We start from the raw sequence: 13,345 nt of genomic DNA, 5'->3' as shown, positions 1-13,345 counted from the left end.
AATATGATTACAGGTTATTTCAACTATTCGATATTAATCATAATGTTTATCGCAATATGAGCGTTAACTCAGCACCATTCCACTGACTTCTGCCTACTCTAATACAACCTTGATGAGATTCCGCAATGAGAGCAACATAGGCAAGTCCTAAACCATGACCGCCGGTTTCTCGGGTTCGGCTATTATCTAATCTTGAAAATGGTTTAAAGATCTCTTCATAGGCCTCTGGAGGAATGCCGGCACCATCATCGCTGACTTTGATATAGAGCGCCTCATCCAATACAGACATGCTGAGGGCAACTTTAGAAGCAGTGTATTTATAAGCATTGAGCAGAAGATTATTGAGCGCAAGCGTTGCGAGTTTTTGATCTATTGAAAAGGTTGTATTTTCAATGTGCTCTTCAAGGGTCACTTCTATAGGTTTCATTGGCATTAATGAATGAATGACGTGAGATGCCCAATTCTGTAGATCTACGGGAGTTTTGTTAGGCAGAATTTCCTGCTGTTGCATCTTAAAGAAATTGAGGCTGGTATTGATCAAGGCTTCTAATTCCTCTAAATCGTGATGAATTCCCGGTAATTGTCGTTTCATAGCTTCAATAGTATTGGCTTCATCCATCATTGTAAGACCAAATCGGAGTCGGGCAATAGGGGTGCGTAATTCGTGTGCCATGGCATGGAAGATCAATTTACTATCACGCATCTGTTGATTAAGACGATTCGCCATTGTATTGACTACTTCCGTTAGCGTTTTAAAGAGCCAACTATTAGCCTTAGGTGTTCGAGAGGAGAGGTTGCCAATGGAGAGCTGATCGGCAGTGGCACGAAGTCGCATAGCATCACGCCAAAGAGGGAGAAGCGCCAAAAAGAGAAAGCAGACGAAGACAATAGCACTTACAAGTGAGCAGATGAGAATAAAGAGAAGCAGTGCAGAGGTGTCAGCATCAAGAATATCATTATTGGCAAGCGGACCTATTTGTAATAGTTGTTGATCTGGGCCAAATCGTAGATAAATGGTATTGAGGCGATCATCATAAGCGAGATGATCTTCTTGAAATTGGGCATCAATGTCCGGTGGTAAGGTGGTATCTAGCGGTAAAATTTCGACTGCAAATTTAAAGCGTTCACTGATTTTATCCACTAAGGCCTCATCGTGAATAGGATCGCCATTGAATTGCTCTGTTAAGAGTTTGGCACTTTCGCCAAGCATTTCTTGATAAAATTGATAATCTTCACTCAATCCTGTCCACGTTTGAGGAAGTGCCACGAAAATGTGAAGCGCTCCATAAACAATAATACTTTGAGCAACAAGCATAATGCCAAGATAAAGAATCACACGAGAGGTCAGGGATGGTTGTTTCGGATAATCTTTTGCTTGATGATGGGAGGGATGTATTGGTTGACTCATATAATGATAGATTCCTCTATTGAATGCGCACAATGATCACTATGTATTATTCAATTCCCTATGGATTATTAAATACTTTGTGCTGGCGTATCTAGCGTAAAGAGATAGCCTTTGCCGCGAACGGTCTTAATCCACGTAGGATTGTCGGGGTCTTCTTGCAGCTTTCTGCGAACACGGGATATTTTGGCATCAATAGAGCGATCATCCCCATCAAAATCAATACCTCGAAGATCATTAAAGAGATCATCCCGCGTTAAAATAGTGCCGGCATGACTTGCTAATAGCCATAGAAGATCAAATTCTGCGGTTGTGAAATCAAGTAGTAGCTCTTTGATTTGCACTGTACGGTTATTGCCATCAATTGTAAGATCGCCAAAAGTGAGTCGTTGAGATGATTGATACTGCGGTTGAATAGAGTTGATGGGGATTGAAATGGGTGTTTGCGATGAATCATCTCGACCATTAGCCGTTATGGGGCTTAAATGATGATGAGTAGGTTGCCTACGTAGTAATACTCGGATTCGTGCAAGTAAACGCCGAGGTTCTACCGGTTTAGTAAGATAGTCATCTGCCCCTAGTTCAAGGCCGATAATTTCATCAATATTATCTTCACTTGCCGTGAGGATCAGGATAGGATTGCGATAGAAAGGACGAATATCTCGGCAGATATCAAATCCTGATTTACCGGGTAGTAGCACATCTAAAATCACAAGGTCAGGCATTAAACTTAAAATGGTTGATTCAGCAGTATCCCCTCGAGTATGGCAAGTAACGGTAAATCCTTGCATTTGTAGATATTCACTAGTAAGGGTTGCAAGACGTGTATCATCCTCAATAATCAGTATATGTTTAGACATGATTTTCTCGGTTTTTGGCCAATAAGCCTTGAAAATGTGATGAAAGTTAAATATTTGTCAATTATAACATATTCTTTCTCTTTTCGAATTCTGAGTGGTTACACAAATTACACAAAAGTTGTATAGCGTATTAAGGGAAACCTAGGATAATAACGCTCTATATTTGAGTAAATTTAAGTAAATCACCCAAGGTAATTCAAAATAATTCATAATTATTTTAAGGTTAGAGTATGACAATGAATAACATTGTATTGTGTGACTTTGATGGAACTATTAGCCTCAAAGATGTAACGGATACCTTGATTGAGCATTTTGGCGAAGTCGGCTGTGAGGCTTTAGAAGAGGCTTGGGAATCTGGGAAAATTGGATCCTTAGAATGTATGGCAGGTCAAGTAGCGCTATTAAGAGCAGATCAAGCCATGTTAGATGCTTGTTTAGAGACAATTGAAATTGATGAAAGTTTTATCCCCTTTTTAGAGATAATGCGCCGGCGTCATATTCCTGTAGCCATTGTCAGTGATGGCTTAGATTATGCAATTCGATATATTTTACAAAAGCATGGTATTACTGACGTTCCTATCATCGCTAACCATCTTATCTATGAGGGGGATTCTCATTGGCGGTTGGAGTTCCCTTATGCAACTTCTTTTTGCAAGAAGCAAAGTGGTAATTGCAAATGTCATCAAGCGGATCGACTCTATGAACAATATTCACAGATTCTCTATGTAGGCGATGGCACTTCTGATTTCTGTGTCTCCCATGTGATTGATTTTGTCTATGCAAAAGGGAAGCTTATTCATTATTGTCACAAACATGGCATTCCTCATCAAGCGATTATGAATTTTGCCGATATTGTGACGCATTTAGATGGAAAATAAGTGTAATAGCGCTATTGATGAGGATTATTGGTGAGAGCTGTGGAGAAGAATGAGTAGTTGAATAAGCTAAAAAATAAGCTAAAAAATAAGTTAAAGAAGTATTAAAAGAAGTATTAAAAGAAGTATTAAAAGAATAAGTAAAAAAACAGAAAATAGGTAGTGAATGAATGATTAAAGATGTCAGCTTTATGTTGCAAGGGGATCGAAATATTGGCGTATTATTGATCCATGGTTTAACCGGTACCCCTAATGAAATGCGTATCTTAGCAAAGGGGCTGAATAAAGCAGGTTTTACCGTTTATGCGATGCAGATTGCTGGCCACTGTGGAACAGAAGCGGATCTTTGTAAAACAACTTGGCAAGATTGGTATCAGAGTGTTGAAACTGCAGCTGAAAAATTACAGCAAGAAGTAGAGCATCTTTTTGTCGCAGGTCTTTCAATGGGGGCGGTATTAGCGTTGAAACTTGCTGAAGAGCGGCAAGATATTGTGAACGGGGTTATGACCTATGCAACTACTTTTCGATATGATGGGTGGAGCATTCCCTTTTATGCGAAGCATCTCTTTTTTCTACTGAAATGGTTTAAGAAATGGGGGATATTTCAAGATCGAGCTTTTGCTGAAGAGCCTCCTTATGGCCTTAAAGATGAGAAAATTCGTAAAGTTGTCTCTGATAGTATGTTAGGCGGTGATGCTGCATCTGCGGGGCTTGCGAGAAATCCATATACGTCATTAGCAGAGATGCTCTATCTATCGGAAGAGGTTGAACGTAATCTTGGCAAAGTGACGGCCCCTTGTTTGATTATGCATTCAAGTCACGATGATATTGCTGATATTGAGACTAATGCGCGTGTGATTGAGCAGAATGTGTCAGGTCCTGCGACCTTAATTCCATTACATGATAGTTATCATCTTATTACGATTGATCGGGAACGCAAAGCGGTGATTGATGCTTCAGTCAATTTTATTGAAGAAGTCGTTCAAGAAATGGCAAAAGACTCTGTTGAGGAAGCCGGCAAAGGAGTTGTATGACAGGGTTAATTTTAATTCTATGGATTGCCAATGTGGCTTTCGATACGTTAGGACAGATCGCTTTTAAATATGCGGCGAGCAATGAAACTGATAACGAGACTATGTGGCGCTATTGGCAGGGAATCCTTCGACAAAAGTGGCTGTGGGTCGGTATTTTTTCCTATATCGCAGAGTTTTTTCTTTGGCTTGCCTTTCTGACCTTAGTTCCCTTGTCAAAAGGGGTATTACTTGCCGCAATGAATATTATTACTATCATGCTGGCAGGACGCTTCCTTTTTAATGAGAAGCTGATTCCTTTGCGCGTAATCGGGATTGCCTTTATTACTGCCGGCGTAGCGATTGTGGGGATCTTCTAATGAAAAAGTTTTATTTAATTGGTTTTGGTGTGCTCCTTCTTTTCGATACATTAGGACAGACCAGCTTTAAGTTAGCGGCAATGGAAGCAGAACCTCTAGAGATGAGTCTTGAATGGATCATCCGGGTTTTTACTAATGTTTGGATTTATGTGGCCATTTTTGGTTATATCGTCACATTTCTTGCTTGGATGACGCTACTTCGGCATGCGCCTGTAGGGCCGGCATTTGCGGCTGCTCATATGGAAGTTGTGACCGTTATGATCGTATCCGTTTGGCTCTTTAATGATGAAATTACCTTTGGACGATTTACGGGAGCTTTGTTTATTATTATTGGTATTATTTTTCTAGCCTTTGCTGAGAAGAAAGCCATGGCACTTGAAGAGGCGGAGAAAGCTCAAGAAGAGGTCAATCAGTAAAAATAGCGAGTAGGGAAGTGAGGATAGAGATAGTATCTTTAGGTTAGAAAACGAGTGATTCAAGAGAGAGTCACTCGTTTTTATTCATCAGGTTATCTGTTATGACGTCAAGTGCTCAATAATTCTTGTGTTAAAGGCATTTTGTTGTTCTTGCCAAATGGTGAGAGATTCCTGTGGAATGGGGGCTTGTTGATCGAGTTTGCTTAAGAAGCGTTTCCAAGGGGTTTGATAATGATATTCGGATACTTCACCGGTAATATCTGCGGCGATAATACGGGGTTTGAGTTGATCGATGACTTGCCATAAATGGTGTTCTTCTAAGATTCCTTGATCCCAATTGGTCTGAATGACATCTCTACTAAAGGCATCTTTATCGATGGAGAGATAGAGATTATGGGTCTCATTTTTCATAGTTTGTAAAAAGCAGTCGATTAATTGATCCGGTGAAGCAAAACTTTTAAAGGCTTTTTTTAAGCCGATATAGTGTGCCCACTGTGTGTTGACCTGCATTGACCAATAAGTGAGTTTATTGCGATAGAGCGGGCGGAAGTGATTTTCAATTGCATGGGCAAAGCCAATATCATTTGAGGTAATTCCTATAACATGAATATGCCGAATTTGTGGCAGTTTCGCGGCATGAAATACCCACGAGCCACAATGAATGCCGAAAGGGAAGCGCATATTATCAGGGTGATTATCAAACACAATAAGATCAATGGGTTGATGATCTGTAAAAGTGCCTATAAGGTTATTGTTCTGCTTTGCTAGAAGTCGTTCTAATAATAGAAGCGTAATATGATGATAATCGCCACTGCCCATAAATACCGGACCATATTGGTCTGGCATTTGGTGATTGAGTGCTTGACGTAAGATATCAAAATTTTTCATACTTGAACCAAATCGAATGCTCTCTTGCCACTCTGTGAGTTCGATGGTTTGAGCAGATGTTAAATGTACACTCTGATCAAAATTGAGAATAAGGGGTTTTTGCGCTGTTATTTCATTCATTGTGATAGTCACTTTCTTATGAGTCTGCTGTGAATCCACTGACTGATTTTATCAATCTTTTTGATTCAGTTTTTCTAAGGTGTTTTGATCGCTTTCAAAATGATGACTTAATCGCTTTAAGATGGCTCTTAAAATAGGGTTACGAATATAGATCGCATGCTCAGTTAGGGTAAAAGAAGCTCCTAAATAAGCTTTAATTTCAGGATCAGTCCAACCGGCAATGTAACGTGTTAAGCCATGAGTGGCAGCATAATCTAAATTATAGAACCAACTTAAGTAGTAAAGATTATGGGTTCTAGCATCGGGGTAGATAAAACCGACATATTTATCAATCAAGCTATCACCCACGATATAGCAGATATTGTAGCCGATCAGTTTTCCTTGATAGGAATAGGTAAATACTAGGCCATGACTGCTGCTATCTTGCAAAATAGCGCTGAAAAAGTCTCGGCTTAATTGATCAAAATGAATCTCACTCTGATTAAAAACATTGAGGTATAACTCATAATAGTAGGCTAATAATGCTTCATCAAAGAAACATTCATCACCGGTTTGAAGAATCTGAATCTCGATATCCGCCATACTTTTGAGTTTACGCCGCATATCTTTACGCCGAGATTTAGAGAGCCTTGCGATATATTCTTCTGAATTAGCAAAATCAATGGGAACCCAAGCAAGAGCTTGCCCTGAGAGTATCAGAAAATTCTCAGTCACGAGCGCTTCTTTAAAAGCCGAAGCTGCTTGATTGGCTTCATCTGACAATAAGGGCGAGTTTTGGGGAATATCTTTCACGATGGTCAGGGCAAAATCGCGAGTATATTGTGAGCGAATCTGTCCGGCAAGATTCGCTAATTCAGCTTTATTAGTGACTTGAGGTAATAGGCAATATTCAGACACAGTGGTGCCCACAAAACAGCTATTCCACGTTAAAAGCCGTGTTAAGAAGCGATGTAATGGGATTTTAGAGAACTTTTGAACAAAATCATGATCGGCGGTTGTCAAAAGATTAAAAGGCGCACTAAATGCCGGGAGCTCAGGGATTCGATTTTGAATGATAAAATCATAAGGTGGGTGCGCGTTGAATTGATTGATAAGAGAAGTGGGTTCCAGTTGTGTAAGATATTGCACAATAATTCCCTTAAAAAAATGAATATTCAAAAAAAGAGGGTCAATTTAGTCCAATCTATGATCTTTCTAAATCAACCCTCTCTCTATTTGATACTTTTAGTGTTATCTTTCAATATCGTGTTTAACACTATGATTTAGCTCTTTTTAGCACGCGTTAAAAGCTGATCTAATAAGGCTAAACCTTGATCAATCTCTTCAGTAGAGATATGAAGCGATGGAGCAAGGGTAATGACATTTTTGTAGTAACCGCCGACATCCAGTACTAAGCCCATTTTTTTGCCATTCCATTCAAGATCACCGGCTAGACCAATATCTACCATCTTATCTAGTAATGGTTTATTAGGTGTAAAGCCATCTTCAGTACAGATCTCGGCACGAAGTGCTAAGCCTAAACCATCGACGTCACCAATCTCTTTATGGCGTTTTTGTAGATCACGTAGCCCTTCTAAGAAGTGTTCCCCTTTCTTGGTGACCATTGTTTCATAATCCATCTCTTGGGTCATCTTCATCACTTCTAAGCCAAGTGCTGTTCCTAATGGGTTTGAAGCAAAGGTTGAATGTGTTGATCCAGGAGGGAAGACTTCAGGATTGATTAGCTCTTCACGGGCCCATAATCCGCCGAGTGGGTTGAGGCCATTAGTGAGCGCTTTTGCGAAGACTAATACATCGGGCGTTACATCAAAGTGCTCAATTGACCAGAGTTTACCCGTACGATAGAAGCCCATTTGGATCTCATCGACCACTAATAAAATACCATATTGATCTAAGACTTTTTTCAAGCCTTTAAAGAAGTTGCGTGGTGGAATTACATAACCGCCGGTGCCTTGAATGGCTTCAATATAGAATGCCGCATACTCAGCTTCATTCACTTTAGGATCCCAAACACCGTTATATTCTGTTTCAAAGAGGCGAGCAAATTCATTGACACAATGTTCGCCGTATTCCTCAGCAGTCATTCCTTTAGGACGACGGAAAGGATAAGGGAAAGGAATAAAGTGCGCACGCTCACCAAAGTGACCATAGCGACGGCGATAACGGTAGCTTGAAGTGATTGATGAAGCTCCTAAGGTTCGACCATGATATCCGCCTTCAAAAGCGAACATTAAGCTTTTGCCATTGGTTGCATTACGCACCAATTTTAAGGAATCTTCGATACATTGTGATCCGCCGACATTAAAATGAACACGACCCTCTTTACCAAACTTGCGTTCCATATCGGTAGCAATCGCTTTAGCTAATTCGATTTTTGTAGGGTGAAGATATTGGCTCGCCATTTGTGGTAATGTATCGATCTGCTGCTTGAGTACATTATCGAGGCGTTCATTTTTATAACCGAAGTTGACCGCTGAATACCACATCTGTAAGTCGAGATATTGAATATCGTTAGCATCATAAAGATAGCTACCCTCACAATTCGTGAAAATTTTAGGCGGATCTACATAATGAACTGTATCCCCAAATGAGCAATATTTTGCCTCATCTTTTAATAATTGCTGTTCATCGATAGTGTGATTTTTCATCTGCCAAGCTCCGTGTTGTCAATGAATTAAATGTGATATGAAATATTGCGTTATGGTTGAAGATCTTTAAATAAGCCCTAATAGGTTTCTAATGGCGTAATTGCTCACTAGAATTAGGGCATATCAAAAAATGCACCAAAATAATTTATTTAACGTCAATATTTATCAATAAATATATAAACGAGCGCATTATCTATTACATCATTCTGCTTGTGTATTAGCTTTCTGTGTACTTTTTGTAACAATTAAGCGTTTTAATATGTAATCAATTGATATTAATAATGATTATAATAAGGCTTATAAACGTTACCTTTGATGTTGATGAACTTTAGAATTGATAGGCAAATCCAAGTTGTAGAGAATAGAGATTGTTGCGATTGACCATCGGGCTTCGACGGATCTGCTTATTGAGATGATCATAGCGCGCTGTTCCCATAATCTGCCATTTAGGTGTGGCTTGATAGCTTAGATTGAGCTCGATATAAGGATTAATACCCTGTTTACTCTTATATTGCGCTAGACCAGAACGTTTTGACTCTGCTTCCGTAATGCCATAGTAGTAATTATTGTAACGACGATCTTGCCAAGTAAGACCGATAGAGGGCATTACAGTGAGTTTATCAAAGGTTTGTGCAACGCTATAATTGACGGCAAAAGTAGTACCTTTACTGCGTCCTAGAATATCGTGATTTAATGTTGCCCCAAAAGCACCAAAGGAGGTAATAACGGTATAATCCAATGTTGCCATCGCACTATATTTCCGGCGATCTAGTTGTTTCATTTGCCAATTATCACTATGTTTAGGTTTAAAGCCAGTTTCATCATAGAGTACACCAAGAGTCAATTGTTGCATTGCAGATTGATGTAGATAAAATCCCGCTTCTAAGCCATCGATATAGAGGTAGGGGGATTCGTAATTAATATAGGGCTTCACATTATTATCGTGATCAACGCCGATATAAGGCGATTGGTCGATCTCACCTATTAAACCTAAACTCAGAGAATCTGCTTGAGCAATTGTTGTCAGACCGCTAAAACCCAGTGCCAATATAAGTTTAGAAGATAATTTCATACATTCATGATCCTATTCTAAATGAGTACAGTTTATAGATATATTGATGAATAACTTATTCAAAAGGTGAGTTATTGTACTTTAATAATGTCAATTTTTCTAAAGTTATATCAATTGCCAAGAAGATTATTGAACTCTTTACCGAGTGTAAGAGGAATAAACATGTATCGTAATATCGATTCAAAATAAGCTTGTTTAAATGCCGATGAATTGGCATTGAAGATTATGTAGCGCGGTTCTCAAACTTTATTAAAAGAGACAAATGTCTACTTTTTCTGGTCAGCGTAGAAGATAGTGAGTCAGATTCACTAAGATTTTTGTGGAATTTTTGTAGGATTTTTAAGAGGGTAACTGTTTAATTACTGCACAATATCTTCTAAATCTAAAGGGAAAAATAGGCATAAGGCATTAGAAAGGGCGTTATTTCAAATCATAAAAGTATTAGAAATGAGCGATTTATATCGATTTTTATCATTTTTGCTCGATTTAAATCGATAAAGTGACTCTATAAATATTGATTTCAAATATTTTAAATCTTTTATGTTTCATTTTGTTAGATGAAATTCTAAATGTATAGACATATATTTGAATGTAATAAATTTACAATAAATTTAATTTTTTATAAAAGATCTGCTATACCTAAGACAGAGCACAAAAAAGCAACAAATATAAAAGTGACTCATACATAAGATAATAATCTTACAAGAAAATAATAAAGTAAGAAATGACTATACCAAAGGAGCAACTATGACGACACAAGCGATTAAGCCGAGTCTCTTTATGCGATTTTTAAATAAAATCGAGTATTGGGGGAATAAATTGCCTGACCCGGTGATGATCTTTATCGGATTATCAGTTTTAACTATTATTGCATCAGCTATTTTACATTTTTTAGATGTGACCGCCTTTAACCCTGTTACTAAGCAGACAGTGGAAGTCGTGAATTTATTGACGATGGATGGTTTAACGCAGATTGTAACGAAAGCCACCTCTAACTTCACAGAATTCCCGGCCTTAGGTGTCGTACTTGTAGTCATGTTTGGAATTGGTGTTGCAGAGCATAGTGGCTATTTTAAAGCCTTGATGATCTCAACGGTAGAAAGAGCCCCTACAAAGCTTATTATGCCGGTGATTATTCTCGTTGCGATGATTGGTACTGTTGCCGGCGATGCTTCACAAATTGTGGTTCCGCCACTTGCTGCGATGATCTTCTTACGCTTAGGTTACCATCCTATTGCAGGATTAGTAATGGCTTATGCCGCGGCATTAGGTGCCTTTGCTGCGAATGTGATTATTGGTATGGCTGACGCTTTAGCACTGTCGTTTACAGAAGCAGGACTGAAAACCATTAATGTAGATGTGCCGGTGAATATTGCGATGAACTGGTACTTTATGACTGCATCGATGTTTCTGCTGCTTTTTGTGATTCTTTTTGTAACGCATAAAGTGATCATTCCACGTTTAGGAACCTATCAATCCGTAGATAATGTTCACGATATTGATGATTTAACTGATCTTGAAAAGAAAGGATTAAAATGGGCAAACTATGCCTTAATGACTATTTTTGTCTTAATTACCTTAATGGCCATTCCTGAATCGAGTTTCTTGCGTAATCCTGAGTCGGGCAGTTTAATTGATGGGCCTTTAATTAAAGGCGTGGCAATTGTCATTGCAGTAATCTTCTTCGTGCCAGGTCTAATTTATGCGGTCATTACTAAAAAAGCGCAAAGCTCTAAAGATATCGTGGAGATGATCAATCGCTCAATGGCAGGAATGAGTTCCTTTATTGTCATCGTATTCTTCTCAGCACAGATGATTGCACTGTTTGCTTGGAGTAATTTAGGGCTCATTATCGCTATAAAAGGGGCTTCACTTCTTGAGCATCAAAGTGGCTTTGTACTCATTATTGGCTTTATCTTTATTACCAGTGTGATCAATATCTTTATTGGGAGTGCTTCGGCTAAATGGGCACTTTTAGCACCGATCTTTGTGCCGATGTTCCTCTTCTTAGGGTATCACCCTGCATTTACTCAGATTCTCTATCGTATAGGAGATTCTATTACTAATCCTATTACACCGATGATGGCTTATTTACCGCTATTGCTCACTTTTGCGAAGAAGTATGATAAGAATATGGGGTTAGGAACCTTAATCTCGAATCTCTTCCCTTATACTTTGGCATTAGGTTTGATTTGGACAATCTTTGTTTTGATCTGGTACTGGACAGGTTTACCGGTAGGTCCAGGGGGGCCGATCCATCTTGAGCAACAATATTTTTAGATAGATGGAAGATCGCCATTGATCAGATCATTTATCGGTGATGAATCTGAATCTGAATCGAAATCGAAATCGAAATTGAAATTGAAATTGAAAGTTAGAATTAGAACTAAAATTAAAATGGAAAAAAATTTGAGGATCATCAGAACTTGGTTATTTGATGATCCTCAGGATTAATAAAGATTACTAGGAGGAATATTATGAAACTAGTTACACAAGCAGAATTACAGCCTTATGAAGCAAAACTTATTGAAAATCGTCGCCATCTTCACGCTCATCCTGAGCTCTCTTTTCAGGAATATGAGACTGCGAAATACATTATTAGTGAAATGGAGCAGTTGAAACACGCGGAGATTATTCGGCCCGTTGGCACGAGTGTATTAGTGAAATTTGTGACCGGCAAGCCCGGACCAAAAATTGGGCTTCGTGCTGATATTGATGCCTTAGCGATTGAAGAAGAGCGGACAGAGTTACCTTTTTGCTCTCAAAACGATGGTGTAATGCACGCTTGCGGTCACGATATTCATACTTCAATGTTACTCGCTGCTTGTCGTTATTTTGATGACCACTTTGATGAATTAACAGGAGAAGTATGGGCTATTTTCCAACATGCAGAGGAATTACTTCCTGGCGGTGCGCAAGAGATGGTCAAAACTGGGCTATTTGATGAGTTGGACTTTATCTATGGCCAACATATCTGGTCAGGAATGCCGGTGGGGATTATTGATATTAAAGAGGGGCCGGCAAGCTCAAACTCAGATACTTACGAGATTCATATTCAAGGTAAGGGCGGACATGCGTCACAACCTGATATGGCCATTGATCCTATTATTATTGGTTCAATGATTGTCCAGAAATTGCAGACAATTGTTTCCCGTATGGTTTCACCACAAGAACCGGCAGTCATCAGTAATACGGTATTTCAAGCGGGAAGAACAGAGGCTTTAAATGTGATTCCAGATACTTGTCGTTTAGGTGGTAGTGTGCGCTCTTCGAGTGATGAAGTGCGTGAGATTCTTAAAAGTAATATTACAAAAATGGCCGAATCTACCTGCAGTGAATATGGCGCAACATGTACGATTGACTATATGGTGGGTTATGGTGTGACCTATAACAATCCTGAAAAGACAGCTTTTATGCGTCAAGTAGCTGAAAATATTGAAGGTGCCACTATTATTACAGAAAAATGTATGCTCGGGGGTGAGGATTTTAGTGCATTCTCAAAAATCGTACCTTCTACTTTTCTCTTTGTGGGGGGCGGCAATGAAGAGATGGCCTTTAATTACCCGCATCATCATCCTAAATTTGGGATTGATGAAGATGGAATGCGTTTAGGATTACAGTTACTGGTGAATGCAGTAGTACAGTATCCGCATTATTTCAAATAGATTCAA

12 protein-coding genes are annotated in these 13,345 nt (G+C 39.0%); 6 read left to right on the top strand and 6 right to left on the bottom strand.

Going from position 1 to position 13,345, the window contains the following annotated elements:
• Nucleotides 1–46 precede the first annotated feature (46 nt).
• On the bottom strand, nt 47–1,408 hold the full coding sequence (locus DC083_RS07550) for an ATP-binding protein (RefSeq protein ID WP_109189598.1): 1,362 nt from the start codon (nt 1,406–1,408) through the stop codon (nt 47–49).
• Nucleotides 1,409–1,476: 68 nt separating this feature from the next.
• Nucleotides 1,477–2,265 (bottom strand): winged helix-turn-helix domain-containing protein, encoded by a 789-nt coding sequence (locus tag DC083_RS07545; protein ID WP_109189597.1) that lies wholly within the window; start codon nt 2,263–2,265, stop codon nt 1,477–1,479.
• Between the two features lie 230 nt (nt 2,266–2,495).
• On the opposite strand from DC083_RS07545, the gene DC083_RS07540 reads away from it, so the two are divergent.
• The 4 genes from DC083_RS07540 (at nt 2,496) to DC083_RS07525 (ending at nt 4,946) form a co-directional block, all read left to right on the top strand.
• A complete protein-coding gene (locus DC083_RS07540) occupies nt 2,496–3,143 on the top strand; it encodes an MtnX-like HAD-IB family phosphatase (RefSeq protein ID WP_109189596.1) in 648 nt (215 codons plus the stop codon).
• A gap of 167 nt (nt 3,144–3,310) precedes the next feature.
• Nucleotides 3,311–4,174 (top strand): alpha/beta hydrolase, encoded by an 864-nt coding sequence (locus tag DC083_RS07535; protein ID WP_109189595.1) that lies wholly within the window; start codon nt 3,311–3,313, stop codon nt 4,172–4,174.
• Nucleotides 4,171–4,530 carry a DMT family transporter gene (locus DC083_RS07530; protein ID WP_109189594.1) on the top strand — a complete coding sequence of 120 codons (360 nt, stop codon included), beginning with the start codon at nt 4,171–4,173 and terminating at the stop codon, nt 4,528–4,530. The genes DC083_RS07535 and DC083_RS07530 overlap by 4 nt, the downstream gene beginning before the upstream one ends.
• A complete protein-coding gene (locus tag DC083_RS07525; RefSeq protein ID WP_109189593.1) occupies nt 4,530–4,946 on the top strand; it encodes an EamA family transporter in 417 nt (138 codons plus the stop codon). Before DC083_RS07530 ends, DC083_RS07525 begins: the two co-directional genes overlap by 1 nt.
• Nucleotides 4,947–5,045: 99 nt before the next feature.
• Here the strand turns inward: DC083_RS07525 and DC083_RS07520 are convergent, their stop codons facing one another.
• The 4 genes from DC083_RS07520 to DC083_RS07505 form a co-directional block, all read right to left on the bottom strand.
• Complete coding sequence (locus tag DC083_RS07520; RefSeq protein WP_109189592.1) at nt 5,046–5,954, bottom strand: arginase family protein; 909 nt, start codon at nt 5,952–5,954, stop codon at nt 5,046–5,048.
• A 51-nt stretch (nt 5,955–6,005) separates the two neighbouring features.
• Nucleotides 6,006–7,082, bottom strand: a complete 1,077-nt coding sequence (locus tag DC083_RS07515) for a GNAT family N-acetyltransferase (RefSeq protein ID WP_109189591.1) — start codon at nt 7,080–7,082, stop codon at nt 6,006–6,008.
• A 134-nt stretch (nt 7,083–7,216) separates the two neighbouring features.
• Nucleotides 7,217–8,602: an aspartate aminotransferase family protein gene (locus DC083_RS07510; protein WP_109189590.1), complete on the bottom strand. Its 1,386-nt coding sequence runs from the start codon at nt 8,600–8,602 to the stop codon at nt 7,217–7,219.
• A 328-nt stretch (nt 8,603–8,930) separates the two neighbouring features.
• A complete protein-coding gene (locus DC083_RS07505; protein WP_109189589.1) occupies nt 8,931–9,674 on the bottom strand; it encodes a MipA/OmpV family protein in 744 nt (247 codons plus the stop codon).
• Between the two features lie 747 nt (nt 9,675–10,421).
• Between DC083_RS07505 and DC083_RS07500 the strand changes: the two genes are divergently transcribed.
• Both DC083_RS07500 and DC083_RS07495 read left to right on the top strand, forming a co-directional pair.
• On the top strand, nt 10,422–11,954 hold the full coding sequence (locus tag DC083_RS07500) for an AbgT family transporter (protein WP_109189588.1): 1,533 nt from the start codon (nt 10,422–10,424) through the stop codon (nt 11,952–11,954).
• Between the two features lie 197 nt (nt 11,955–12,151).
• Nucleotides 12,152–13,339: a M20 metallopeptidase family protein gene (locus tag DC083_RS07495; protein WP_109189587.1), complete on the top strand. Its 1,188-nt coding sequence runs from the start codon at nt 12,152–12,154 to the stop codon at nt 13,337–13,339.
• Nucleotides 13,340–13,345 lie beyond the last annotated feature (6 nt).

Source organism: Ignatzschineria ureiclastica (genome assembly GCF_003121845.1).
Lineage (GTDB): Bacteria > Pseudomonadota > Gammaproteobacteria > Cardiobacteriales > Wohlfahrtiimonadaceae > Ignatzschineria > Ignatzschineria ureiclastica.
The sequence above is the reverse complement of the archived record's forward strand: the minus strand, read 5'-3'. Positions and strand labels throughout refer to the sequence as shown.

Excerpts from the sequence above, each read along its gene's own strand:
- DC083_RS07530 (WP_109189594.1), top strand. The coding sequence starts at position 4,171 with ATGACAGGGTTAATTTTAATTCTATGGATTGCCAATGTGGCTTTCGAT.
- DC083_RS07540 (WP_109189596.1), top strand. The coding sequence starts at position 2,496 with ATGACAATGAATAACATTGTATTGTGTGACTTTGATGGAACTATTAGC.
- DC083_RS07500 (WP_109189588.1), top strand. The coding sequence starts at position 10,422 with ATGACGACACAAGCGATTAAGCCGAGTCTCTTTATGCGATTTTTAAAT.
- DC083_RS07545 (WP_109189597.1), bottom strand. The coding sequence starts at position 2,265 with ATGTCTAAACATATACTGATTATTGAGGATGATACACGTCTTGCAACC.
- DC083_RS07510 (WP_109189590.1), bottom strand. The coding sequence starts at position 8,602 with ATGAAAAATCACACTATCGATGAACAGCAATTATTAAAAGATGAGGCA.
- DC083_RS07495 (WP_109189587.1), top strand. The coding sequence starts at position 12,152 with ATGAAACTAGTTACACAAGCAGAATTACAGCCTTATGAAGCAAAACTT.
- DC083_RS07550 (WP_109189598.1), bottom strand. The coding sequence starts at position 1,408 with ATGAGTCAACCAATACATCCCTCCCATCATCAAGCAAAAGATTATCCG.
- DC083_RS07525 (WP_109189593.1), top strand. The coding sequence starts at position 4,530 with ATGAAAAAGTTTTATTTAATTGGTTTTGGTGTGCTCCTTCTTTTCGAT.
- DC083_RS07535 (WP_109189595.1), top strand. The coding sequence starts at position 3,311 with ATGATTAAAGATGTCAGCTTTATGTTGCAAGGGGATCGAAATATTGGC.
- DC083_RS07505 (WP_109189589.1), bottom strand. The coding sequence starts at position 9,674 with ATGAAATTATCTTCTAAACTTATATTGGCACTGGGTTTTAGCGGTCTG.
- DC083_RS07520 (WP_109189592.1), bottom strand. The coding sequence starts at position 5,954 with ATGAATGAAATAACAGCGCAAAAACCCCTTATTCTCAATTTTGATCAG.